Origin of the sequence: Paenibacillus daejeonensis DSM 15491 (assembly GCF_000378385.1) — a bacterium.
Classification (GTDB): domain Bacteria; phylum Bacillota; class Bacilli; order Paenibacillales; family Paenibacillaceae; genus Paenibacillus_D; species Paenibacillus_D daejeonensis.
This window is the reverse complement of sequence record NZ_KB899672.1, coordinates 26,977-49,587: the sequence shown is the minus strand read 5'-3', so window position 1 is coordinate 49,587 and position 22,611 is coordinate 26,977. Positions and strand designations below refer to the sequence as shown.

Annotated in this window: 24 protein-coding genes; 8 read left to right on the top strand and 16 right to left on the bottom strand. The window is 55.1% G+C overall.

All coding sequences use genetic code 11. The features are described from left to right. Positions 1-105: 105 nt before the first annotated feature. Positions 106-579, bottom strand: coding sequence for a hypothetical protein (locus tag F556_RS0126570; RefSeq protein ID WP_020620050.1), 474 nt, complete (start codon positions 577-579; stop codon positions 106-108). A 74-nt stretch (positions 580-653) separates the two neighbouring features. Further along, complete coding sequence (locus F556_RS0126565; RefSeq protein WP_020620049.1) at positions 654-2,186, bottom strand: DUF4153 domain-containing protein; 1,533 nt, start codon at positions 2,184-2,186, stop codon at positions 654-656. A 134-nt stretch (positions 2,187-2,320) separates the two neighbouring features. Here F556_RS0126565 and F556_RS0126560 point away from each other — a divergent pair, with 134 nt between their 5' ends. Beyond that, on the top strand, positions 2,321-4,009 hold the full coding sequence (locus F556_RS0126560) for an ABC transporter substrate-binding protein (RefSeq protein WP_020620048.1): 1,689 nt from the start codon (positions 2,321-2,323) through the stop codon (positions 4,007-4,009). A 106-nt stretch (positions 4,010-4,115) separates the two neighbouring features. Here F556_RS0126560 and F556_RS0126555 read toward each other — a convergent pair whose 3' ends face one another. The 6 genes from F556_RS0126555 to F556_RS0126530 all read right to left on the bottom strand — a co-directional run bounded on the left by F556_RS0126555 (position 4,116) and on the right by F556_RS0126530 (position 9,379). Continuing rightward, positions 4,116-5,006: a DMT family transporter gene (locus F556_RS0126555; protein WP_020620047.1), complete on the bottom strand. Its 891-nt coding sequence runs from the start codon at positions 5,004-5,006 to the stop codon at positions 4,116-4,118. A 73-nt stretch (positions 5,007-5,079) separates the two neighbouring features. After that, entirely contained in the window at positions 5,080-6,369 is a 1,290-nt protein-coding gene (locus F556_RS0126550) for a DUF6080 domain-containing protein (protein ID WP_020620046.1), read from the bottom strand. Between the two features lie 28 nt (positions 6,370-6,397). Then, positions 6,398-6,715: a hypothetical protein gene (locus tag F556_RS0126545; RefSeq protein WP_020620045.1), complete on the bottom strand. Its 318-nt coding sequence runs from the start codon at positions 6,713-6,715 to the stop codon at positions 6,398-6,400. Beyond that, complete coding sequence (locus F556_RS0126540) at positions 6,705-7,037, bottom strand: EamA family transporter (RefSeq protein WP_020620044.1); 333 nt, start codon at positions 7,035-7,037, stop codon at positions 6,705-6,707. The genes F556_RS0126545 and F556_RS0126540 overlap by 11 nt, the downstream gene beginning before the upstream one ends. A gap of 51 nt (positions 7,038-7,088) precedes the next feature. Beyond that, the gene (locus tag F556_RS0126535; RefSeq protein WP_040718508.1) at positions 7,089-7,973 is read right to left on the bottom strand and encodes a decaprenyl-phosphate phosphoribosyltransferase; all 885 of its coding nucleotides are present in this window, start codon (positions 7,971-7,973) and stop codon (positions 7,089-7,091) included. An 845-nt stretch (positions 7,974-8,818) separates the two neighbouring features. Beyond that, positions 8,819-9,379 carry a GNAT family N-acetyltransferase gene (locus F556_RS0126530; RefSeq protein ID WP_020620042.1) on the bottom strand — a complete coding sequence of 187 codons (561 nt, stop codon included), beginning with the start codon at positions 9,377-9,379 and terminating at the stop codon, positions 8,819-8,821. Between the two features lie 241 nt (positions 9,380-9,620). Here F556_RS0126530 and F556_RS0126525 point away from each other — a divergent pair, with 241 nt between their 5' ends. The 3 genes from F556_RS0126525 (at position 9,621) to F556_RS0126515 (ending at position 11,804) form a co-directional block, all read left to right on the top strand. Further along, on the top strand, positions 9,621-10,451 hold the full coding sequence (locus F556_RS0126525) for a hypothetical protein (RefSeq protein ID WP_020620041.1): 831 nt from the start codon (positions 9,621-9,623) through the stop codon (positions 10,449-10,451). Between the two features lie 107 nt (positions 10,452-10,558). Next, on the top strand, positions 10,559-10,981 hold the full coding sequence (locus tag F556_RS0126520) for a hypothetical protein (protein ID WP_020620040.1): 423 nt from the start codon (positions 10,559-10,561) through the stop codon (positions 10,979-10,981). Positions 10,982-11,135: 154 nt separating this feature from the next. Further along, entirely contained in the window at positions 11,136-11,804 is a 669-nt protein-coding gene (locus tag F556_RS0126515; protein WP_020620039.1) for a peptidylprolyl isomerase, read from the top strand. 102 nt (positions 11,805-11,906) lie between these two features. Here the strand turns inward: F556_RS0126515 and F556_RS0126510 are convergent, their stop codons facing one another. After that, positions 11,907-12,695: a helix-turn-helix domain-containing protein gene (locus tag F556_RS0126510; protein WP_020620038.1), complete on the bottom strand. Its 789-nt coding sequence runs from the start codon at positions 12,693-12,695 to the stop codon at positions 11,907-11,909. Between the two features lie 124 nt (positions 12,696-12,819). Here F556_RS0126510 and pyk point away from each other — a divergent pair, with 124 nt between their 5' ends. Both pyk and F556_RS0126500 read left to right on the top strand, forming a co-directional pair. Next, on the top strand, positions 12,820-14,235 hold the full coding sequence (gene pyk / locus F556_RS0126505; protein WP_020620037.1) for a pyruvate kinase: 1,416 nt from the start codon (positions 12,820-12,822) through the stop codon (positions 14,233-14,235). 73 nt (positions 14,236-14,308) lie between these two features. Then, entirely contained in the window at positions 14,309-15,052 is a 744-nt protein-coding gene (locus F556_RS0126500; RefSeq protein ID WP_020620036.1) for a sulfite exporter TauE/SafE family protein, read from the top strand. A 52-nt stretch (positions 15,053-15,104) separates the two neighbouring features. Here F556_RS0126500 and F556_RS0126495 read toward each other — a convergent pair whose 3' ends face one another. Continuing rightward, positions 15,105-16,091 (bottom strand): cell wall hydrolase, encoded by a 987-nt coding sequence (locus F556_RS0126495; protein WP_020620035.1) that lies wholly within the window; start codon positions 16,089-16,091, stop codon positions 15,105-15,107. Between the two features lie 225 nt (positions 16,092-16,316). Further along, a complete protein-coding gene (locus F556_RS0126490) occupies positions 16,317-16,613 on the bottom strand; it encodes a hypothetical protein (protein ID WP_020620034.1) in 297 nt (98 codons plus the stop codon). Between the two features lie 174 nt (positions 16,614-16,787). Between F556_RS0126490 and F556_RS0126485 the strand changes: the two genes are divergently transcribed. Further along, complete coding sequence (locus F556_RS0126485; protein ID WP_020620033.1) at positions 16,788-18,176, top strand: MFS transporter; 1,389 nt, start codon at positions 16,788-16,790, stop codon at positions 18,174-18,176. An 88-nt stretch (positions 18,177-18,264) separates the two neighbouring features. On the opposite strand, the gene F556_RS0126480 is transcribed toward F556_RS0126485, so the two are convergent. Both F556_RS0126480 and msrA read right to left on the bottom strand, forming a co-directional pair. Continuing rightward, positions 18,265-18,588 (bottom strand): thioredoxin family protein, encoded by a 324-nt coding sequence (locus F556_RS0126480; RefSeq protein ID WP_020620032.1) that lies wholly within the window; start codon positions 18,586-18,588, stop codon positions 18,265-18,267. A gap of 40 nt (positions 18,589-18,628) precedes the next feature. After that, entirely contained in the window at positions 18,629-19,297 is a 669-nt protein-coding gene (msrA, locus tag F556_RS0126475) for a peptide-methionine (S)-S-oxide reductase MsrA (protein ID WP_020620031.1), read from the bottom strand. A 118-nt stretch (positions 19,298-19,415) separates the two neighbouring features. On the opposite strand from msrA, the gene F556_RS0126470 reads away from it, so the two are divergent. Next, on the top strand, positions 19,416-20,075 hold the full coding sequence (locus F556_RS0126470; protein WP_020620030.1) for a DUF2306 domain-containing protein: 660 nt from the start codon (positions 19,416-19,418) through the stop codon (positions 20,073-20,075). 82 nt (positions 20,076-20,157) lie between these two features. Here the strand turns inward: F556_RS0126470 and F556_RS0126465 are convergent, their stop codons facing one another. Genes F556_RS0126465 through F556_RS0126455 form a run of 3 tightly spaced genes read right to left on the bottom strand, consistent with a single transcriptional unit; the run spans position 20,158 to position 22,609 of the window. After that, positions 20,158-20,547 carry an OsmC family protein gene (locus F556_RS0126465; RefSeq protein ID WP_020620029.1) on the bottom strand — a complete coding sequence of 130 codons (390 nt, stop codon included), beginning with the start codon at positions 20,545-20,547 and terminating at the stop codon, positions 20,158-20,160. A 39-nt stretch (positions 20,548-20,586) separates the two neighbouring features. Continuing rightward, on the bottom strand, positions 20,587-21,642 hold the full coding sequence (locus F556_RS35315) for an ABC transporter ATP-binding protein (RefSeq protein ID WP_281167923.1): 1,056 nt from the start codon (positions 21,640-21,642) through the stop codon (positions 20,587-20,589). Continuing rightward, positions 21,578-22,609 carry an ABC transporter ATP-binding protein gene (locus tag F556_RS0126455; protein ID WP_020620027.1) on the bottom strand — a complete coding sequence of 344 codons (1,032 nt, stop codon included), beginning with the start codon at positions 22,607-22,609 and terminating at the stop codon, positions 21,578-21,580. Before F556_RS0126455 ends, F556_RS35315 begins: the two co-directional genes overlap by 65 nt. Positions 22,610-22,611 lie beyond the last annotated feature (2 nt).

Genomic DNA, 22,611 nt, shown 5'->3' with positions numbered 1-22,611 from the left:
GACACTCTCCTAGTGTCCGTTACAGCCGGAGCTGTAGTTCAAGTCAAAGAGGCTTCGCCAACTTGCACTCTCCGGTGCAAAACTGGCGAAGCCTTTTCCGATCATTCAGCTTTCTTTGGATTGAATATCCTGCTGGGTGATTTCTCCGTTGTCATTGGTGAGGATCCAGTCGCATTGATGCCCTCGGAAGGTTTTGCGGATCGGGCCGTCCTCGAAATACGTAACGATCGTACGGCCTTTGGAATTGTAATAGTCCAGCGACACGCGAAGCAGCCCCAGTTCACTTACCGAGACCTCCAGCATCTCTGCATCAAAGGGAATCATCGACGAGAACAGCTCTCCATCATAGAGCTTCACATCCGATTGAGGCTGCTCGATGGGCGTATGGGTCTTCACCAGTTCAAATACCTTGGCCCTGTTCTCCTGCTCGAGCTCTATGGAGACGAGCTCATGGTCCGCCTGGACGCAGCCTGCCAGGGAGGGGTTCTCTGATGTCGTACCCTGGCGCATCGCAAAGAAGCTAATCACTCCCGCCAAGATCACTATTGCGCCCACAACAGCCAAGAATCGATAGATCATCTACTAGCCTCCAGAATCCTGTCATGTCTGTAGATGATTATACTGAAGGTAGTAGCGAAACTCAATCATCAGCCTCACTTCTTCGGCTCAGCATACGACTTATTCAGCGCCTTGGCCGCCCGATGCCACGACCAATTAAATGACTGCCAGCTGCGATCTTGATGATCGAGAGCCTGCCAATTCCGGTGCTCCTCCAGCCGGAGCTGAGGATAGTCCATATTCCGGAAATGCACCAGCAGCGGCGTGGCATCCGTGGACAAGTTTAATAGATAATTCTCATCCAGCTTGCCACTCTTCGTATAGCGCTCGATATTCCCCGCCGCGATCCGCTCGTCCATCTGTGCGTAGTTCAGTGCAATGTATGCCACCAGACTGACGATGATGAAGCATCGTCCCAGGGGCAGGCGCCTCAGGATAGCCCGCAAGCCCGCAAGCAGCAACAACGCCCCTACATACAGCATGAAAGCCTGCGCGAAGAAACGGGCATAGGTGTAACCGTAGGCTGCCTCATACAATTGCAACCGGGAGAAGGCAGAGCTCAGCATGACGCCCGTACAGCCGACAATAACGAGCAGCAGGCTCCGAATGAGCTGACCCAGACCACTGCCCTCTTCCCTAACCAGATACAAGGTGCCCAGCAGCAGAACCAGGTTAATGCCACTCACGGTCATTAACTCCGCGAAGCCTTGTCTTGCGTAGTCCGCATACGTGAAGCCTGCCGGGAGGATGCCTTCCCAGGCGCCAAACAGATACGACAGCTGCACGCCAACGTACACGACATATACGACGCTGATCGAAATCAGTACCGTAACGGCAATAAGCGGATCAATTCTCGTCTGGGCCTTCTTCACAGGCGCCAGCTCGCCCTCTGCGGCGAGCGTCCGTTCCCAATCGTAGACCGCGCTGTCTCTGAACCCCCAGACATAGGTGAAAAATAGCAGCATCATAAATGCAGCCCATACGATGCGCCAAAACCACGTGTTCATGGAAATACTGCCTAGCCAATCCGGCACAGCGGCAAGCACGTAATGAAAAACACCGTCCGCAGCAGACAGCAAGCTGAGGATCACGATGAGCAGCGGCGCTGCAACCGCCAGACCAATGATGATTCTTGTCGCTTGGGTCCGTTGATGACTCGGCTCCGTGTTCTCTCCGCGGGCTGCTAATCGGCTGATCGTCTGCACGGTCGTCGGCCAGTGGCGCACACTCTGCGGTACGAGATGATCTAATGTATCCGCCAGCACGCGACGGTCCCAGTAACTGAAGCGCCGGCGACTGAGCAGCAGCGTGAACTGCAGGAAGACCAGCAGCGGTATGCCCAGCGTATTGAGTGCTCGCAGCACCGGATTATTGAATAGCACAAACGTCAAGGACAGCAGCGCGATTGCCCCCGCCAGCAGCCAATCAAGCGCCCGCATCGGCCGCAGCACGGGGCGTCCAAAGGCAAGCATGTACCCGTAAAATAAAACGAGAAATAACGGATGCGAAATGCCAAACGAATGACCAAAAAATAAATACTGATGCACAACCGCCAGCCCAAGCGCCGCCGCCAGAGCCGCTCCCGCGCCCCTGGTCAAGGCAGCTGTAGACGATGTTTGCTCCTCCATGATGAATCCCCCTTTAGGATTTGCCTCTTCTACTTCTTTATTCTAGGCTGTAAAATAAGAAAATAAAGAGAAATGAATTCGGGATATTTTCATATTTTAGAGAATGAGACACCAGAAAGGAGACAACAACCGCTATGAAGCTCAATCTGCAATACTTGCAGCTGCACCGACGTTACGCCGAGGGAGACAGTGCAGAGGTGACACTTGCCGAAATCGCTGAAGAGCTGGATTGCACGCATCGCAGCGCGGTTACATTGATAGGCAAGCTGACCGGGCTCGGCTGGATCGAATGGACGGCTCGCCGCGGGCGCGGGCGGCGGTCGACGCTGCGCTTTCTGGCAGAGCCACGTGCGATTGCCCGCGCTTCCGTGCGCCAGGCCATGAACACCGGTCAACTGCGCCGCTCGCTGGAGCAGCTCACCCATCATGCCGCCCCCGAGGCAGAGGCTCCTCTGGAGGAATGGCTCGCCTCCTATTTTGGTCACCATGCCGAGATTCGCCAGAACCGTCAAATCGATATTCTGAGACTGCCGATCCGGGAGCAGCTTCATTCGATTGATCCACTGGCCATGAATTTGCTGGCAGAGTCGTTTGTATCCAGCCATGTCTTCGATGGCCTAGTCCGCCGCTCGTTCCCAGATGGAGCGATTCTCCCCAACCTGGCCCATGCCTGGGAATCGGATGACAGCCGCACACGTTGGACCTTTCACCTGCGCAAGGGCGTCGCCTTCCATGATGGACGGCTACTGACGGCCGACGATGTCGTGTACTCGCTGGAACGGTTGATTCACTCCAAGCGCACCCTGTACGGCAGCCTGTTTCGTCAGATCCAATCCGTTCGCGCCTGGACCTCCGCCACCGTCGTGGTGGAGCTGAACCACCCCAATGAACTGATGCTGCCTCTGCTCTGTACCAGCCGTGCGGCCATCGTACCCGCCGGTACGTATGAAGCCTCCCAATCGGGTAGCGATCTACCGGTGGGGACTGGTCCGTTCAAGCTGCTCCAGTTGGGCCCGCAGCTGTGTGTGCTGGAAGCCTATCCCCACTACCACCTCGGCCGGGCTCAGCTGGATCGGGTCGAGATCGTGCATGTGCCCTGGCGTAACGAGCACGAGCCAGCGGACCCCCATGCCCCTTTTCACATCATGCACCATGCGGGCGAACCCGATACGGGCTGGAGCCGGATCTCTTCGGAAACGGTGGTCCGCAAGTTCATTACCTGTAACACTCGCAGGGAGGGACCACTAGCCAATCCAGGGATACGAGCGGATATCATGGGCGCTCTGGCTGGTCAGACCGAGCCATATGAGTCCCAGGCGCAACAGCACGGCCAGGTTGTCTCTCCGCTGCGCATAACGACGATTGAGCATTATCGACAAGACGCAGAACAGGTGGCAGACCGGTTGAGGGCTGCCGGTTACCGGTGCGAGGTGACGACCAGCAGCCCCGATTCCTTCAAGGACGAGCGGCGTCTCCGCGCTGATCTGATCCTGTTCTCCCTGCTCCGGGACCAGGATGTCCAGCTTCGGTTGTACGATCTCTACGCCACCATGCAGTCTCACCTGGACGAGCCGACAGCGGCTCGGGTTGACCATACGCTGACTGCCGTGTCCACGGAAGCCGACGCCCAGCGACGGATGGCTTGGCTACGCGTGCTGGAGGCGGAGCTGATCGATGGACATCAGCTTCATATTCTGTATGAGAAGCCGGTTCAGGCAGCGTATCTGCCTTCCGTGCGCGGCGTGAGCTTCAACGCCCAAGGGTGGATGGACCTCCGCAAGCTCTGGTTCCCTCCTGTTCAGGAGGAGCTGCCCGACGTCTGATAAGCCGCTGGTATAGGATACGCGTACGTCAATAAGCCCCGGGCACCGCTGGTTGCGGCAGACCCGAGGCTTATTCAACGTACTGTCGGTATTAGAATCGCCATACTTACGCTTGCTCTTGAACCGCCTTGGTCTTGGCTCGCATCAGCGGCAGGTTAAGCAACATCAGTCCCAGGAAGAATAGGATCGTTCCCCCGATAATATAGGCTGTGATTGGCTCACCGAGGAACAGGAATGACCAGAGAATGGTGAACAGTACCATACTGTTGCTGACGATGATGATCATCGGGAACGGGACCCGGCGTACCGCCTCGGAGAACCATACGAAGCTAAGGCCCGTAATCAGGCCCAGTGCCGCGAGCGCCAGCCATGCCCATCCGCTCATCGGTCCAATGAAGCCCTCGGATTGTACCGGCAGCGGCAGCGCCGTCAGGACACTGCACCAGAAGAACACGGAAAAGTTCATATTGCCGTTATCCATCGATTGGATAAGCTGCTTCTGGCTGAGTACATGCAGTGCAGAACCTACTGCAGAGATGGCAAATAGCACGGTAATCCACCCGCTGCCGCCAAGCAGATCGTCCATGGGCTGCCCGTTCCAGCTAATCGCCAGCACCCCGGCCATACAGCACGCGGCGGCAATCCAGCCTTTGCCCGAGACATGCTCCTTGAACAGAAACGCCGACACCAGCAGCAGGACGACCGTCTGAATCGGTGGAACCAGAATATTGCCGTAGGCGTAGCCCATGGAAATCGCAATATTTTCAAAAATATAGTTAATCGACTTGCCCGCCGCGCCCAGCCAAATCCACTTGAGATTGCTCCGCAGCTGGATTCGCCCATTCTTAATCAGCAGGAAGAGTCCAAGAAAAACAATGCCGAGGCTGAATCTTGCAAACGTAATCGCTGAAGCGTCCACCATCGTCGATGCGGTCTTGACCAGCAACCCGACAAAGCTCCAGGCCAGCGTGGCCAGGAGCAGATAGATATAACCCACTTTCCATCCACCTTCTGTCTGTTCTATGCGTACATTGGGCTATTGTAGCACACGCGGGACAAGAAGGGGATGGTTATTGCAGGTAGGCCGCACGCACAGTATCCAGCGCCGCCGCATGAAAAACGATGTTATGGACCAGCGTTACACCTGCGCAGACCATAACGAGTCCGAGCAGCACCTGGCGCAAGCGCGAACGGTGCAGACGGATAAGAAAGCCTGCTCCGAGCAAGAACAGAGCAAACAGCGAATGACCGGCATACAGATACATATCATACTGGAATGTCCCCAGACCAAAGCCTATCACCAGATGCAGCAATACGGCAAAGCCTATGTATATCGCCGGAATCCAGGCCTCTCTGCTCCTTCTGCCTTGAACAAGACCGAGCAAAGCCAGCACGATCAGCCCCCCGCCCACCAGGTGGACATGCAGGGGATACGGGTGGGAGAGATCGGTGACAAAAGCCGCCAGATTCGGATCGATGAAGGCTAACGCAGGCGTCAGCACCGGGCTGACAAAAAGCATATAGAAGGCCTGCCAGTGATGTACCCAGGAGAACGGCGCTACATAGCTGAAGCCGCCTTCGCTAAGGCCTTGGCGCCAGCTCGTCAGCCAGGTCTCACCACCAAAAAGCAGCCACTGCAGCAGGGTCAGCAACAGCACAATCAGCAGGGCCACCGCGCCAATTAGAAGAACCCTGGTGAGAACCGCCCGCCTGCTGCGTTTGCCATCAATCAAGTTCACGCCAACACTCGCCATGAACGTCGCCACATTCGTAGATGTCAGCGCAAAATTGGCTGCCCCGAGCACCGACTGCGGCCACACCTTGCCCTCTCCTGCGGCAGCCGTGCGGACGTACAAGAGATAGACAACGGAGAACAGAATCATAACTTGGACATACGGGTATGAATCCGGAATCAGTGCGGTGAACAGACTGTAGGAACTGACCCCGAAGAACAGCGCCCAGACGGCCGACAGCAGCATCCCGCCGCCGCTGCGACGAAGATAATAGAACAGCAGAGCAGCGCTAAGCGCATTTATAAGGGACTGCACAATCAGGAAGAACAGGTTCCCACCCATATGCGCTGCACCCAGGGCTAGCGGAACCGCCAGCAGATCTTTGAGCGGGTGGATGATGGTCGGCGCTCCCTCCGCATAGTACATAGACGGGTCGAAGTTGAATAGATTTAGTGTGAACGGCGCTCCGTAGAACGGACTTCGTGCTTGCAGCAGCTCGGCCTGCTCCTCCATAAACTGTACAAAAGGCAGATTCATTACAAAATAGAAGCTTCCGAGCAGGAGAGTCAGCATCAACGCCGCACCGTTGTCGATTCGGCTGCGCAGGAGATACCTCCAAAACCCCATCTTCCTTCCCCCTCCCATCATCCCTTCCTCAGGCGAGCAGCAGAATGACACCCGAGACAATGCAAGCCATACCAGCCAGCTTGAACATGCCTACGCTCTCCTTAAAGACCCATCTCGCCAGCAGCAAGGCCCAAATGAACGTGAGGGCATTGGCTGGCATGACGAGGGTATAGGGAAGGTAGGCGAGCAACAGAATATTTAGCCCTGCGCCCGCGCCATAAGCTACTAGACCCGCCAGCAGGATGAGCTTGCGGCGGGAGCTGGTGAAGGATTTGAACAGTACGCTGCCAAGCGCACCACACCAGGTCATGACGAGGAGCAGCAGCAACAGCCAACTAGCGCTCATAGGATGTCAACGTAACGCCTGTGCCGATTAGCAATACAGCTGACGCCTTGCCCCAGGTCAGACCCTCGCCAAGCAGAAGCTCGCCGTAGATGAGTGCGAACACGTAGCTCAGGCACAGCAACGGATACGCGACGGAGAGCTGCTCACGCGCATACGATTGGAGCATGAAGAATGCCCCCGCCCCGTAACAGAGGAAGCCAGCGCCCATGTAGAACAGATTGTGATGTCCCCACTTCCAGAACAGCTGCCCCGTCGCTGTGAGGAAAGCAGCAGTCACCATGAAGAGCTTGCCGCCCTGCCGGCGACCGCCGCTCATCTTCATCACTTAACCCCCTCCCATCCCTCCACTCTGCCTAAGAGCCACCGCTGTGAGCTATTCCAGCCAGGTCAGAATGCAGAACACGCTAATAACATAGAGAATAACCGTGATGAGCAGCGGTTTGTCCTCCAGCAGCACCCGGTCCGGTGCGCCCCCTTTGCCCGCCATATGGATCAGGTACAAATACCGAAAGATGCCATACAGCACCAGGGGAATCGTCCACATCAGGTGAATCGTACGCTCGGAGGTAAACGTAAACAGTGAATAGGTCATAATGGTCGCCGTCGTGACAATACTCGTCAGTTGGTCCAACAGCGGCAGCGAGTAATGGGCGAGGACCTCCCGATGAGAGCCCACTCCATCTCCCAACAGCACCAACTCGTGACGCCGCTTGCCGATCGCCAGGAATAACGACAGCAGCAGCGTACACAGCAGAAACCAAGGCGTAAACGGTACACGAATGACGAGGCCGCCAGCAATGGCGCGCAGCACAAAACCAGCCGCGATCGTCATGATGTCGAGGATGACCATATGCTTTAGTTTGAACGAGTACGATACGTTGAGTGCAAAATAAACCAGCAGCAGCACCATAAACAGTGGGTTGATCCAGTAAGCCGCCGCAAGCGAGGTAGTCAGGAGCACTGCGCCAAAGCCAAGAGCTGTCGCGGGTCGGAGCGCCCCCGAGGCGATGGGGCGCATCCGTTTGGCAGGGTGATGCCGGTCTGCCTCCCGATCGGCGACGTCATTAAGGATATAGACACACCCTGCTACGAAGCTGAATAGAAAGAAGCCAGCCACCGAAGCAACCGCCGTCTCCCATGCAATCCGTTCGAACGAGAAAAGAAGGGCCGCGAATAGCAGCAGGTTTTTGGTCCATTGCTTGGGCCGGAGCTGACGCAGCAGCAGCATCGGCAGCGCCGTCCGTACCGCCTCGCTCATCAATCGCCGGCTCTCGTTAGGAATGCCTACCGCCAATTTCGCTCACCCTTCCTTTCAAGTTGTGTCCTCTCATTCTTATCAAATCAGACCCAACTTAAACTTCTAACCACAAAATATCCCCATAAAGTGGAGCCTTTTCTTCGAAGCTTAATTCTTACGAACAAATTCATCCTGCGGATGATTCGAATGATAGGGATTCCGACCGTTACGCACCTTACCCCCAAAAGACGAAAAGGCGACCTTGGAGCACACCAAACGGCCCATTCCCTCACGCTAAGGGAAGAATGTTCCCTTGGAGCTATTGGCTGGACGCAACATCCGTTATAACCTTGCCCCAGATTTCTGAAAGAATAAAAAAGGGGATGTCCAATAAGTCCCCACACAAAAAGGTTGGACGAGAAACCGTTAGGTATCCCGCCCAACCTTTTTTGTTTTGAAAATCAACGGAACGAACTGCGCTGGAATTCTAGTGGACGCCATGAGCGTGTCGATTAATTGCTGACCCCAAGTGGGAAAATGCTAACGGCCACCACAGCCGCTATTTCGCCCAAATCGAGTCACTTTGAATTCTAACGGCCACCAGCGCAGTTATTGGAGGTTTTTTGAGGCTCCAGCGGTCTGTTTGGCCAGAATAGGCGCATATATGGCCGTTAGAAATGATGAGCTACCTTTTCAGGGCAAATAAGCGTATATATGGCCGTTAGCCGGGAGGGCAGTAAGACGCGTAGGGTAGGCAATACCTAGAAGTAGGTCGGCTGCTGTCTATAAGTTCTATAAAAAGTAAGGGGCCTTCCATCGGTCAGCTTTCACTGACTTATTGGACAGCCCCCTTCTACTAAAGCTAACTAACTTTTAGCACCTGTGCTCTCCTGCCAGCTCAGCACATCCTCGGGTACAACGACTGGTTTGCCGTAGTACCGCTTGGCGCGGAAATTATGGATTTCCTTGCAAGCCAAGGCCATATGCTCCATCACCTGCTTTTGGGTAAAACGCTCCTCCTCCGGGTACCAGTAGAGAATGTGCATCTCAAACGGATTCCCTTGCTCATCCTGGCGCTCGTAGATAATCTGGTCCGCATGACGAAAGCCGTTGCGTTCGTAGAATTGCATTCTTCGGCATGTATCGGCATCCTCTTCATCCGGCGGCTCTGCCTCCAGAATCATCATCTTTCCCTTGGCCTTGTAACGATTCAATAGCTCCGTTCCAATACCCTTTCCTCTAACCTTTCCTGTAACGAGAAGATAATCAATGAAGAGGAAAGAAGGAAATTCAGCGTACAGCACAAGATAATTTTCGCTTTCATCCTTATGGTAAATATCTTTGTCCTCGACGAGTCCTTCAAGATGCTCCTGTGCCTTGAGCTCATGGTCAGGGAAGTAGTTGTTAAGCTTGTTGTAAAAGTCCAATAGGCTGCCCCCTCATCAAGTTATTCATTAACATACCCATCACCTTGCCCAATCAAACCCTTCATCCAACTCTTGACAGTTTTGGTCTCTAGGGGTTATAGTGGACGAAACCGAATCCCGAATATTCACTTACGTTGGAAGCACCCGTAAGGAGTGGCGCGCAGGCGCCCTCTTACGGGTGCTTTTTTTTGTGTGCTTGCGGGCCGTGGTTAACTCATAGGATAAAAGGAGGTTTTCATGGATGAAAGTGAAGTTAGGTCTGCGCAGACTCGCAATCTCCTGCCTGGCACTGGCCCTGCTGTTGACCCTTGTCCCCTTGCCCGCTTCTGCCAGCACGTATGAGCTGACTAGTACAAGCAAGACCGCCCTCGCCCAGATGATTACGGCTGCCGACCGATCGACGGCCAGCAAGCTGGATCAGCAATACAAGCAGGTGCAGGCTAACCAGGCCCAGGAAGCGCAATGGGATGAGCGCATCCGGACGCTCCACTTCGCCAACGAGGAGCAGATTGCGAAGTTGCGGACAGCGATCCGTCAGATCGACGACCGCAAGATTGCACAGCTCGAGCAGCAGCTTCAGCAGACGAAGAACAGATACAAGCCCGTTCTAGACATGAACGCTGCGCTCAACAAGCAGATCGCTGCTGCGAAACCGCTCAAAAACAAAGATCTGAATGCCCGGCTCAAAGCGCAGTCGGATCAGCTGAAGTGGGCTGTACAAGTAGCCAGGGACGACATTCGGAGCAAGGAGCAGGCGTTGAAGACCGCTAAGTCGAACAAAGCGAAAACGACAAAAAAGTTGCGCGATATGCTTGCTGCTATCGATCCGGTGAAAGTCCAGGTCCGTTCAGCCAAAAGTACCATTAGCGCGACTAAGAAACACGCGGCTACCGCATGGAAGCATGCCAATCAAGCCGTCCGCAAAAAGGATGCCAACGATTCACTGAAAGCATTAGGTACGCTCGTCACCGTCTCTAGGCAGCTGGTCACCGAAAAGCAAAAGCAGCATGGGCTGGAAGTGAAGATTAGTGAAATCGTTGCCAAGGTTACGCGGGAAATGCCGCGCAATTAATCAAAATTAACGTTTATGTCCGCGTGCCTCTGGTTAATCATAGAAGGGCAGTGTACAGACTGACCCGATATACAATGGATGGAACCCAAGAAAAGAGGACACCAGGCATGAACCCGAAACAATTTATGATCGCAGGCACGATGGCCTTTGCGGTTACTATACGAAGCGTAATGGGACGAGAGCAGCACGGAGAACGCTATCCGGATTGCGCCCCTCTCAAAGGCTTGAACTGCAAAAGATCGGCTGATATGACCCATTTGCTGGGCGTATCGTCTGAGAAAATAAAAGACCGATTGTACGCAGGAGATTCACTGGCAGATATTGCCGTACAGCAGCACGCCGATATCGAGGAGCTCATCGATCTACAGGTCCAGGAGATGACGGAACTGATGAAGCAACGTGTACGCAATGGCTCGTTATCCTCAAGCGCCTATCGGATGCAATGCGCGGAAATCCGCGACATTCTAAGGCAGAGCGCCTATCGCCGGCTGGAGGAATCACGCAGCTCTGAGCCGCAAGCTGTCGTTTAATTTGTTCGATTTGATCCGCCGACAGGGATGCTTCTGGGTCTGAAACAGGCCCGAGCAGCCCTGTTTTTGCGCGCCTGGTCTACATTTGATGTAGATTTATTGAAGGGGCCTGTGCTATTATACGAATGTACATCAGACTAGGGGGATATTAAGCATGATTAGAAACACCCGAACTCATGTCTCGTTTCTTCTAATATTGGCACTTAGCGTCGTCTTGCTCGCCGGTTGCGGCAACCGCGCCAACAATGCTGAAGAAACAACAACTGGAAACCCGAATGAGACTGCGGAGAATCCCGTCGTGACCATCGAGATGGAGGACGAGAAGCTCATCCGCGTAGAACTATATCCGGACATCGCACCTAATACCGTCAACAATTTCATTTCGCTTGTTCAACAGGGCGCCTATGACGGAACCATCTTTCATCGCGTCATTGAAGGCTTCATGATTCAGGGCGGGGATCCCGAGGGCAACGGCCTGGGAGGCCCCGGCTACAGCATCAAGGGAGAATTCGACAGTAATGGATTCTCTAACTCGCTGAACCATACACGCGGCGTGATTTCCATGGCCCGTTCTGAAGGAGAGGATACTGCTGGCTCGCAGTTCTTCATCATGCATGCTGATTATCCAAGCCTGGATGGCAAGTATGCTGCGTTTGGCGAAGTCATCGAAGGTATGGACGTCATTGACGAGATCGTCCAGCTGCCCGTTGGCATGCAGGATCGGCCGCAAGAGCCGCCTGTTATGGAGAAGGTTACGGTTGAGTTGTTCGGTGCAACTTACCCCGAGCCGGAAATCATCGAAGATGAAATTCCGAGTTCGTAGTTCGTATTAAGGATGCGCACGTGCCAGTGCTCAAGAATAGAAAAAGCTCCTCCATGCCGTTTCGGCACTTGGAGGAGCTTTTTTCGATTCGCGTTTATACCATTACGGTGCCGGCGGCCGCTCCTGGAGATACGCGGACGGGGTAGCCCCGGTAATCCGCTTGAACACGCGGTGAAAATACGATGGATCATTATAGCCCACATATTCTGCAATTTCATGAATGGTCAGCAGGGAATCGGTCAGCATATAGATAGCCGTCTTCATGCGCTGACGATGCACGTAATCGCTAATCGTCTGGCCAGTGACCGTTCGGAAGAGGCTGGCGGCATAGTTCGGCGTAATGCCTACTGCCTCAGCCAGGCAGGATTTGTTGACGGCTTCCCGGTAATGACTCTGGATGTACTGCTTCATGCTCTCTGCCATCCGCCGCTTGCGGTCGGGCAGACGTCCGCGGTCTGCTTCGCGGCTCAAGTAGACGAGGATCTCCGTTAACTGAGCCCCGGCCATCAGTCGATAATAGTCTGAGCGCTCTTGCCATTGCTCTGCCATCTGCTTCAACCGCTCTACGACCAGTTCGTAACAGCCTGGTGTCTGACGCCATGGCACAGACGGCGCCAGGAGCGGCAGAACCTCAGAGGCAGCATGCCATGCAAAGCGGACAACATACTTGGTATGAAGCACCGTTGGCACACTTTTGCCATAATAACGGGTTCCGGGCGGAATCAACAGCAGTTCCCCCTTCTCCATGATCTGCTTATCTCCGTCCAGCCAATACACACATCGGCCGTAAGTGACCAGGATGAGCTGATACGCCTCCCGTTCCTTGGGCTCTATATGCTCTTCGAACCAGTCAACTCCCCGGTCGTGACGCACCTCCTCAATCGTCAGCATGACACCACTCCGTTCGTACTATAGTAAATTCAGTATACTATAGTTCATGTCATCTTTCGACATCTCGCGTTACAATATGGACAGAGAACAATTACGATAGCTTTCCATTCGAGGAGGATTCAACATGTTGAAAACCAAGATTATTTGTACCATGGGACCTGCCTGCGACTCCATCGAGACGCTGAAGGATATGATTACAGCTGGTATGACCGTTGCTCGTCTGAATATGGCACATGGCGAGCTGGAGGATCATATTCAGCGGATTCGCAATGTTCGTCAAGCGGCTAGCGAGCTCGGTGCACGTATTCCGATTATGATGGATATCAAAGGACCGGAGGTGCGTATCGGCCGCTTGCGTGAAGCCTATTGTGAGCTAATTGCAGGAGAAACGCTTGTGCTCACCACGGAGGAGGTGCTCGGCGATGCCGGACGTATCTCGGTGAACTATCCTGCACTGCCTGGAGACGTAAAGGCGGGCGACCGCATCCTGATCGATGACGGTCTGGTCGATCTGACCGTTCTGGAGGTTAAGGGCACGGAAATCAGCTGTCACATCGTCAGCGGCGGCAAGCTTAAGCCTCGCAAAGGCGTGAATCTGCCTGGCATCCAGACGACCCTGCCAGGTGTCACCGAACGGGATATCGCTCATATCGCCTTCGGCGTCGAGCAAGGTGTGGAGATGATCGCAGCTTCCTTCGTACGCAAAGCTGAGGACATCTATGAGATTCGCCGCCTGCTCGAAGAGAAGCAATCGGAGCATGTCCAGATCATCTCCAAGATTGAAAATGAAGAAGGCGTTCTGAACCTAGAAGCGATCATCGAGGCATCCGATGGCATCATGGTGGCCCGTGGCGATCTGGGTGTTGAAATTCCAATTGAGGATGTCCCTCTCATGCAGCAACGCATGATCGAGCAATGCAACCTGGCCGGCAAACCGGTTATTGTCGCAACGCACATGCTGGAATCCATGCAGTACAACCCTCGTCCAACACGTGCCGAGGTAAGTGACGTGGCCAATGCCGTCCTGCAAGGCGCAGACGTAGTTATGCTATCCGGCGAGTCGGCTGCTGGCAGCTACCCGGTTCAATCGGTGCAGACGATGGCATCTATTTCACGCAAGGCTGAGGCCATGACCGATTACCGTGAACAGTTCAAGCGCAAGCGGGAACAGCAAGGCACCAATATTACCGAAGTCATCAGCCAGAGCGCCGTTAGCGCATCGCTGGAGCTGGGTGCAACAGCTATCGTTACCTCTACGGAGAGCGGCTATACGGCCCGGATGATCTCCAAGTACCGTCCAAGTGCGCCAATCATTGCCATCTCGCATAATGAGCATACACTGCCGAAGATCTGCCTGCTCTCGGGTGTAATCCCCGTGCTCGGCGATGTCATCACGACCACAGACGATATGTTTGATTCGGCGGTTCGCGGCGCAGTAGGCACAGGTCTGGTTAGCGAGGGCGACACCATCGTCATCTCGGCAGGCGTACCCATCGGCAAGGCCGGCACCACCAATCTGATCAAGATTCTGGAGGTCTAAGCGCGATTCATCGTCGTCAGCCCAAGCTTCTTCATGCTATACTGTGGTCAAATGACTACGTGAAGGAGCAGCCATGGATATCACCCCTCTGCAGCTTGGGATCCTGATTCTATGTGCCGTGATGGTTGGATTTACGAAGACCGGCGTACCCACGCTTGGTATCTTTGTCGCCGCAATCATGGCCTCTGTGTTCCCGGCTCGGGAATCGGTCGGACTGTTGACGCCGATTCTAATTACTGGCGACATCATTGCCATTTTGTATTACCGACATGCCGTTGTATGGAAGCATCTCTGGACCTTGCTCCCCTGGGTTCTTGGAGGATTGTTGATTGGGTTTTGGGTACTTGGCGAGATTAGCAATGCGTGGCTATCGCTGGTCATTGGTAGCCTGGTGCTGCTGTTGATCGCCTTGCACCTTGCCAAGGACCGGCTGGAGCGTTCGCTGCAGTTTGCCTTCAGTCAATCGCCGCCCTTTCACGCCCTGCTGGGGGTTCTGGCCGGATTTACAACGATGATCGGCAATGCGGCTGGCAGCATTATGTCGATCTATCTCCTGTCCAAGGGGATGAACAAGACAACCTTTGTCGGCACTAACGCGTTTTTCTTCTTCATCATCAATGTAATCAAGGTGCCGTTCACCATCCACCTCGGTCTGATCAATGCAGATTCACTGGTGTGGAACGCCTGGATGATTCCGGCTGTATGCGCTGGAGCCTTTATAGGCTTCAAGGTGCTGCCGAAGATTCCACAGAAGCTGTTCCAAGCGCTCATTCTTGGATTTGCCGCGCTAGGCGGACTGTATCTCATTATTTTTTAAGCAAGGATCAAAAAAGGCGTTTCGGGTATGAGCCCGTAACGCCTCTTTTTATCTATTTTGAAAACCGATGATTGCCAATGTTCGCGACGGTCTGCAGCCCGCTCCAGAATGCCCCACGGGTCACTCTCGGATTGTGGAAGTAAATCGCGCCGCCGACATTGTTCTTGCCGTTCAGGGCATCCTTGACCGCACGCTGGACGCTCGCGTTAGGGACACTTCGGTCCAACTTGCCGTTGTGCGCAGGCGGGAACTGTCTGCCCGAGTAAATGACGTCACGAATGGAATTCGGAAACTGGGCATGCTTCACCCGGTTCAAGATAACATTGGCGACTGCCAACTGGCCTTCATACGATTCGTAACCTGATTCCACTTGCGTGATCTTCGCCAGCAGTTGGAAATCCTGCTCCGTATAGGGCTCCGCCTTATTGTTAAAAATTGAAGGGACAACGACGAGCAACTCCGTGCCTTCCTTAACCTGCTCAGCTTGCAACCCGTTGCGCATCAAGAGCTGCGCGCTGCTGCTGCCGAATTGGGCACTAATCTCTGGCAGTCCGTATCCTGTCTCAACCACCACAGGCTCCTGTACCGTGAAAATTGCTTGGAGCTGATCGGCATCCCAATGCACATTGGCATGCAACAGCTCGGCTACATGACGCAGCGGCACATACATCCGACCGCTTGTAACGAACGGAGCAGCGTCCATCCGGTACCGCTCATCATTAAAGTATACAACCGGCACTCCATTACCCAAGACGATCGTGTCTTGCGTTGACGTAACAATCGTCGCCTCTTGGTGCGAAGCCTTCCACTTAATTTGACTCACGTCGAACAGCTCTGCCACCCGGCTCACCGGTACGAATAACCGACCTTCCCGCATCCGGGCAGGTTCAGCTAATGTCTTCTCCTTACCATCCACCATAATCGTCACGCCATGGACGACTTGGGCCGACGCAGCCGCTGGCGTCGCCGCCAGAGCTACAATGCTGAGCAGCACAGCTGCCGCAAGCAATACCCACATACGATTAACATTGCTAACCATAACAACCTCCAAAATTATGTAAAATTCCATCTGCTTAATCCGTGTTCACACTTGCAATGGATATCCTCTAAAAGGATGACTTCCGCTGTGTAGTATACCATAGCCTTTTGCCCCTATAGGATTAGCGTTTTCACAGAATTCCCAGAAAAACAGGGATTTTTTCTCAGAAAAATCTCTTCTACAATAAAAAAACGCCTTTCCGGTTCTACCCGGTCGGCGTCTTCTTTATAATACAGGGTCCGGCTTTTGAAAGGCGGCTGCGAGTTGCTCGGCATCGCGGTCCCTTGTGTTCACATAATAATCCTCCAAGACATCAATCATATAGTCATTGCCGCCCCGGCGGCCTTCGAAGATGACGCGACGCTCGTCGACAAGGATGACCTCGTGACCGCATTCCCGCAGACACTGTGCAAATTGGGCGATGGTCGGCTCTTTCCCGGGCTCCAGCCGGATGAGGCCGCGCAGTTTTTTAACTTCTCCATCCCGAATCACCTTAAAGTGTACGATATGTTCCTGTTTCATGGCGCTCTTCCCCTTTCATCACCTGGTGTACTTTAAGTATAGGATATGTCGCTTCAGGAAGCTGTGATTTTAATCACAATCTTTTCCTGAATTCGGGGATTGATGTTCCCAGGCGGTTCTGCTATAGTTCTTTGATACTTACAAAATAACTGAAACTAAAGTGAGGAAAGTTACATGTCGACACTATCATCACCCGCCTCCGCACCAGGCGACGAACGGACGATTACATTAAACGAAGGTTCGGTCACGCTGCTGCTGGGTGTATCCATAGTTCTGGTCATTATGAATACCATGATGTTCAATTTGGCCCTCCCGGATGTCTCTGCCTTATTTGATATGTCTCCTGCAGGCACCTCTTGGATTGTCACTGGCTACTCCATCGTATTCGCCATTGCGACCATTACGTATAGCCGCCTGTCTGATTTTGTACCGATCCGCACGTTGTATCTGACAGCCATCACCTTGCTCGGCACAGCCTCCTTCATTGGACTGTTCAGTGACAGCTTCCTTGTGCTGCTGGCCGCGCGCATCATCCAGGCGGCCGGTGCTGGGGCAATGCCTGCCCTCTCCATCGTTCTGGTAACCCGCTATATCCCCTTGGGACGTCGGGGCAAGGCGATGTCCACCGTGATGGCAGCAGCCTCACTTGGCTTGGGATTGGGACCAGTGGCTGGCGGCTTCATCGTGCAGTTGCTGGGCTGGCGTTATCTTTTTGCCGTGACGGCTCTGAGTCTGCTGCTGCTGCCCTTCTTCGTCCGTCTAATTCCGCGCGAGCAGCGAGGAGACGGAAGCTTCGATGCAGCAGGTGCCCTGCTGATTGGCGTTGGCACGACGGGGCTGCTGCTGCTCTTGACCTACCCGAGCTGGCCTGCCTTGGCCGCTGGGGCAGGTGGACTGCTGCTATTCGCTCTCCGCATCCGACAAGCGAAGGACCCGTTTGTGCAGCCGTCGCTGTTCCGCAATCGTACGTATCTCATGTTAAGCGCTGTGGGCATCTCCGCCTATCTATGCAGCTTCGCTACCCTGTTCCTTATGCCACAGATTCTGATTGGCACCTTCGATCTGAGCGCGATTCAGGCGGGTCTGGTCATCTTCCCGGGCTCCCTGCTGGCGATGCTGCTATCCCGCAGAGTAGGCGCGCTCATCGACGGGTACGGCAATGGCGTGGTCCTGCGTTACGCGCCGCTCCTGCTGCTTGCGTCCGTTGTCTTGTTTGCGCTGCTGGCAGGGCAGTCATTCCTGGCAATTCTGTTTATCTATATGCTATTGAGCGTTGGCTTCACCGCCCTCTCCAGCAGCGTGTCTAATGAGCTCTCACGCATCCTGCCTGCTACGCAGATCGGCTCGGGACTGGGTCTGTTCCAGCTGCTTCAGTTCTTTAGCGGCGCGTTTGCCGTTGCCGCTGCGGCTGCAGCCATGGAGTGGCAGCACGATCTGCCAGCATCCACCGCCTACGGCAATATCTACTGGGGTCTCACGGTGCTGGTTTTGCTGGCGATCGGCTGTGCGTCCCTCTACCTGCGACGTGCACCCGCAGCCGGGCTGGAGCGTCAACCCTCCTGACCAACCGCCACCTCGCACAAAAAGCTTCCTATGCGTTCACCGCACAGGAAGCTTTTTGTGATTGTCAGTGTTACCCAGCTCAGCGCTCCTACCCTTCGCGATCTCCTTTAAGCAGAGCAAACAGGTGATCCACCGAGCGCATGGCGTACGTCATGTGCACCGGCTCCCCATTTTCCACCAGTACCAGACAAGGGACGCTTGTGATTTGCCAGGCTTCCCTCAGCTTGCCTGCGTAGTTGATATTGATCTTGTACAGTGGTGTAGGCACACCCGCCGCATCCACGATCTCCAGCATCCGCAGCGCCACCTTGCATGTCCCACAGAACGGCGAGTAGAACATAATCGCATCCCGACCGCCGCCGATCCGCTTCAACTTCAGCCATTCTGCTTCCTTTATCTCAATGATTGCCACGCGCGATCCTTTCCTTTCGTGAAGCTCAGTTGCTGGCCAGCTACCAACGGATGCTCGCTAGGAGGTGAATGAGCCGCTCCCGCAGCTCTCCCTCGACTGGCCAATCCTTTATTTCCGTGCGCACCCGCTCGCCAGACGAGAACCCCTTGGCAATCCCGTTCAAGCGGGCAGCCAGCGTGCTGTTGAGCAGCTCAGCCCTATCCCGATACAGCTCCTGAGCCTTGGCCAGTGCATCAGGGTATCGCTGCAGGTAATATTTCTGATGTCGCTCCTCTGCCCTGTACCATGCCTGGCAAGGAGCAACTGACGTCGCATCGACAGAGCGTCCCTGATCTGCCAATCGTCGGATGTACTGCCGGATCGCGTCCTGTTGCCCCTCGTCATGGAACAGGATCAGCGAGCGGTACTGGTTGCCCTTGTAGTCCAACAGGTTATTCGGATTATGCCGATCCCAGAACAAGGCGAGCAGCTGCTCGTAGCTGATTTTCTGCGGCTCGTAATCCACCTGCACCGTCTCCGTATGATCCCCCATCTCGCGATAGGTCGGGTTGGGCGCGGTGCCGCCCGCATAGCCTACCCTCGTCCGAATGACGCCTGGGAGATGGCCAAAATACGCCTCCGGACTCCAGAAGCAGCCGAGCCCGAAGGTCGCTGTCTCTTGACCGCCCTTTTGCCAAGGCTCCGCCTCGTCCTGTCTCATCTTGTCCATAGCTACACCTCAGATCGTATTGATATGCAGGCTTGCTCATCTCTTCTCATTTAACCAGCTTGGCCTTATAATCAACAAAAGAGACCCGAACCGGAAAACCAGAGAAACGAGGACAGCAATGACCAGCAGACAGCAAGGCTACCTTGGACTGATCCTTCTCATGTCCCTCTTTATCTTCTATGTGCTATACATGTATTTCATTTATGATCCACAGGCAGCCGCATTTCTTGGGCACAAAGAGGACCTGAAGCGTCCGCTCCAGGAATCCCTCTGGCTGAACATTATGGCGGGGCACATTATCGTCGCCTGCGTCGCTATGATTGCCGGAGCCATCGGCTTCTCCGAGCGGCTGCGTCGTCGCCGTCCCGACATCCATCGGATCGTCGGTTATCTCTATGTGGGTGCGGTCATGCTGGTCGTGCTGAGCTCGGGCTACATGGCTCCCTATGCCACAGGCGGCAAAATGAATAGCGTCGCCTTTAACATGATGAATCTGTTCTGGCCGGCCATGACCGTGTGGGCGGTACTGCAGATCCGCAAGAAGCGTCTCGCCAGCCACCGCCGCTGGAATATCCGCAGCTATGCCTTCTGCTATACCAACCTGTCCATTCATCTGATTACGACCGCCGCCTACAAAGGGCTGAGCCTCCCGTATGTCCTCAGCTACACGATCGGCATTTATGCAACGGTGCCGCTACTCTTGCTCGTGGCCGAGGTCATCATTCGGACGCTATACCCGGTCGCAGGGGGAAGCACAGACCCCCATGCACATGCTTAACCGGCGTCTGCTCCAGCCTCTCGAAGCCCCCACAGCAGACAGCATGCCCGCTCGATTCCTGTTGATGCCTTGGAACGGCCGATTACTTGGCCTCCGACGTCGTCACGACCGCGTTATGCGCCAGCGTATTGCTGATCGTGCAGGTCTTCTCCACAACGGACAGCAGATGCTGCTTGTAGCCGGGGTCCAATTGCTTGGGCAGCGTCAGCTCCACCTGGAACTGGTCAAAATAATTGCCTCCATCCGCAGGCTTGGCCGAGCTCACTTCGACCACCAGCTCCGACTTGTCATAGTCGACGCCATCCACATCCATAACCTTCTGCAGCGAGATGGAAATGCACAGTCCAAGCGAAGCCTCGAGCAGCTCGCGGGGCGACAGCCCCTGCAGACCAGGTCCTCGTGTTCCCGCCACTTGCAGGCCAGCTCCATTATAGATATTTTCCTGCCCTTCCTCTGTCCGTATAATCGTCATCTTGTATCGACTCCTTCTCTCTGGATGATGGGGTCCTGCTTATGGCGCAAGGGATGGCTCATTCTTATCCGCTTGCTCTTCAACCAGATGGCAGGCCACCCGGTGTTGCGGCCGCACCTCGCGCATCTGCGGGATTTCGCGTTTGCAGCGATCCACTGCCCATGGGCAGCGCGTATGGAAGACACAGCCGGCTGGCGGATTTAGCGGCGAGGGAATCTCGCCCTGCAGCGGCTTGCGGCGCTCCAGCTTGCCACGGGTGAAATCCGGCACAGCAGAGAACAAGGCCTGCGTGTAGGGATGCAGCGGCTCGCTGAACAGTCCGTCCGTTGGCGCTTCTTCGACCAGACGACCAAGGTACATCACGCCGATCCGATCCGAGATATGCCGTACCACGCTGAGGTCATGCGTAATGAAGAGCAGCGTCAGCTTCATGTCGCGCTGTAGATCCTTAAGCAGGTTAAGAATCTGCGATTGAATCGAGACATCGAGCGCCGAGACCGGCTCGTCACAGACGATAATACGTGGACTGATGATTAGCGCCCGCGCCAGGCCCAGCCGCTGCCGCTGTCCCCCCGAGAATTCATGCGGATACCGAAAATAATGCTCCGGCCGCAAGCCGACGATCTCCAGAATGCGGAACACCTGCTGCTTGCGTTCAGCGGCATCGCCCAGACCGTGGATCTCGAGCGGCTCCTCCAGAATGGTGCCAATCCGCTTGCGGGGGTTCAGGGATGAATACGGGTCCTGAAAGACCATCTGGATCTCTTTGCGGAAGGCGCGCCACTCCTCCCGGGAGAGCTTCGTCAGGTTGCGCTTGCCGTACCGGACCTCGCCCTTCGTGGCCGGCGTCAGGCCGAGCAGGGTGCGGGCGGTGGTGCTTTTGCCGGAGCCGGATTCACCCACCAGCCCATACGTCTCGCCTTCCCGGAGTTCGAACGAGACGTCTGTTACCGCCTGCACCCGGGCACGTACACCCGATAACCTGCCGAACGGTCCATAGACCGGAAACTGCTTGTGCAGACCCTTCACATCAAGAATCGGCTCTCTGTCCGGTACCGTCATGCGCGTCCACTCCTTCCTCAAAGATGCGTTCATGATGCCAGCATTTCACGCCATGATCGTCTTGCACTCGCTCCATTGGCGGCTCCTCAGTGCGGCACAGCTCATCCGCATACGGACACCGTGTGGCAAAACGGCAGCCTGGCGGTACATCCGTCAGCGACGGTACCGTGCCTTCAATCACATGCAGCTTCTCCCCGCGGTTGCCATCCATTCGTGGAATCGATCGAATTAGTCCTTGTGTATACGGATGCCGTGGCGCCGTAAACAACCGCTCGGTCGACATTTCTTCAACGATCTGGCCGAGGTACATCACCTTGACGCCCGAGCAGATCTCCGCCACCACTCCCAGGTCATGCGTAATAAACAGGACGCCCATCCCCAGCTTGCGGTTGAGCTCGGCAATCAGATCGAGAATCTGCGCCTGAATGGTGACATCCAGGGCCGTCGTTGGCTCATCCGCGATCAGCAATCGCGGCTCGCAGGCCAGCGCAATGGCAATCATGGCCCGCTGCTGCATACCGCCGGAGAGCTCATGCGGATAGTCATGCACCCGCCGCTCAGGCGAAGGGATGCCGGTCAGACGCAGCATGTCGACCGCCTTGACCATCGCCGCCTTGCGGGAGAGCTTCTGATGCAGGCGCAGCGCCTCCGCAATCTGTTCACCGACGGTATAGACGGGATTCAGCGAGGTGAGCGGGTCCTGGAAAATAATCGAGATGTCATTGCCTCGGATCTGCCTTAGCTTCGCATAGGGCAGCTGCAGCAGATCCTTGTTATCAAACAATACTTCACCATCGTACGAGATAGCATCGGAGTGATCGAGCAGCCTCACAATCGACTGGGACATCACACTCTTGCCACAGCCCGACTCGCCGACAATGCCGATGATCTCTCCCTTCTGCATCGAGAAGGTGACGCCGTTCACCGCCGTTATCCGGCCGCGCTCGGTATGAAAATGGGTCTTCAAATTGTTTACTTGCAGCAGCGGCTTCTCCGTCATTG

Excerpts from the sequence above, each read along its gene's own strand:
- F556_RS0126570 (WP_020620050.1), bottom strand. The coding sequence starts at position 579 with ATGATCTATCGATTCTTGGCTGTTGTGGGCGCAATAGTGATCTTGGCG.
- F556_RS0126565 (WP_020620049.1), bottom strand. The coding sequence starts at position 2,186 with ATGGAGGAGCAAACATCGTCTACAGCTGCCTTGACCAGGGGCGCGGGA.
- F556_RS0126560 (WP_020620048.1), top strand. The coding sequence starts at position 2,321 with ATGAAGCTCAATCTGCAATACTTGCAGCTGCACCGACGTTACGCCGAG.
- F556_RS0126550 (WP_020620046.1), bottom strand. The coding sequence starts at position 6,369 with ATGGGGTTTTGGAGGTATCTCCTGCGCAGCCGAATCGACAACGGTGCG.
- F556_RS0126545 (WP_020620045.1), bottom strand. The coding sequence starts at position 6,715 with ATGAGCGCTAGTTGGCTGTTGCTGCTGCTCCTCGTCATGACCTGGTGT.
- F556_RS0126540 (WP_020620044.1), bottom strand. The coding sequence starts at position 7,037 with ATGAAGATGAGCGGCGGTCGCCGGCAGGGCGGCAAGCTCTTCATGGTG.
- F556_RS0126535 (WP_040718508.1), bottom strand. The coding sequence starts at position 7,973 with ATGAGCGAGGCGGTACGGACGGCGCTGCCGATGCTGCTGCTGCGTCAG.
- F556_RS0126525 (WP_020620041.1), top strand. The coding sequence starts at position 9,621 with ATGAAAGTGAAGTTAGGTCTGCGCAGACTCGCAATCTCCTGCCTGGCA.
- F556_RS0126520 (WP_020620040.1), top strand. The coding sequence starts at position 10,559 with ATGAACCCGAAACAATTTATGATCGCAGGCACGATGGCCTTTGCGGTT.
- F556_RS0126515 (WP_020620039.1), top strand. The coding sequence starts at position 11,136 with ATGATTAGAAACACCCGAACTCATGTCTCGTTTCTTCTAATATTGGCA.
- F556_RS0126510 (WP_020620038.1), bottom strand. The coding sequence starts at position 12,695 with ATGCTGACGATTGAGGAGGTGCGTCACGACCGGGGAGTTGACTGGTTC.
- pyk (WP_020620037.1), top strand. The coding sequence starts at position 12,820 with ATGTTGAAAACCAAGATTATTTGTACCATGGGACCTGCCTGCGACTCC.
- F556_RS0126500 (WP_020620036.1), top strand. The coding sequence starts at position 14,309 with ATGGATATCACCCCTCTGCAGCTTGGGATCCTGATTCTATGTGCCGTG.
- F556_RS0126495 (WP_020620035.1), bottom strand. The coding sequence starts at position 16,091 with ATGGTTAGCAATGTTAATCGTATGTGGGTATTGCTTGCGGCAGCTGTG.
- F556_RS0126490 (WP_020620034.1), bottom strand. The coding sequence starts at position 16,613 with ATGAAACAGGAACATATCGTACACTTTAAGGTGATTCGGGATGGAGAA.
- F556_RS0126485 (WP_020620033.1), top strand. The coding sequence starts at position 16,788 with ATGTCGACACTATCATCACCCGCCTCCGCACCAGGCGACGAACGGACG.
- msrA (WP_020620031.1), bottom strand. The coding sequence starts at position 19,297 with ATGGACAAGATGAGACAGGACGAGGCGGAGCCTTGGCAAAAGGGCGGT.
- F556_RS0126470 (WP_020620030.1), top strand. The coding sequence starts at position 19,416 with ATGACCAGCAGACAGCAAGGCTACCTTGGACTGATCCTTCTCATGTCC.
- F556_RS0126465 (WP_020620029.1), bottom strand. The coding sequence starts at position 20,547 with ATGACGATTATACGGACAGAGGAAGGGCAGGAAAATATCTATAATGGA.
- F556_RS35315 (WP_281167923.1), bottom strand. The coding sequence starts at position 21,642 with ATGAACGCATCTTTGAGGAAGGAGTGGACGCGCATGACGGTACCGGAC.
- F556_RS0126455 (WP_020620027.1), bottom strand. The coding sequence starts at position 22,609 with ATGACGGAGAAGCCGCTGCTGCAAGTAAACAATTTGAAGACCCATTTT.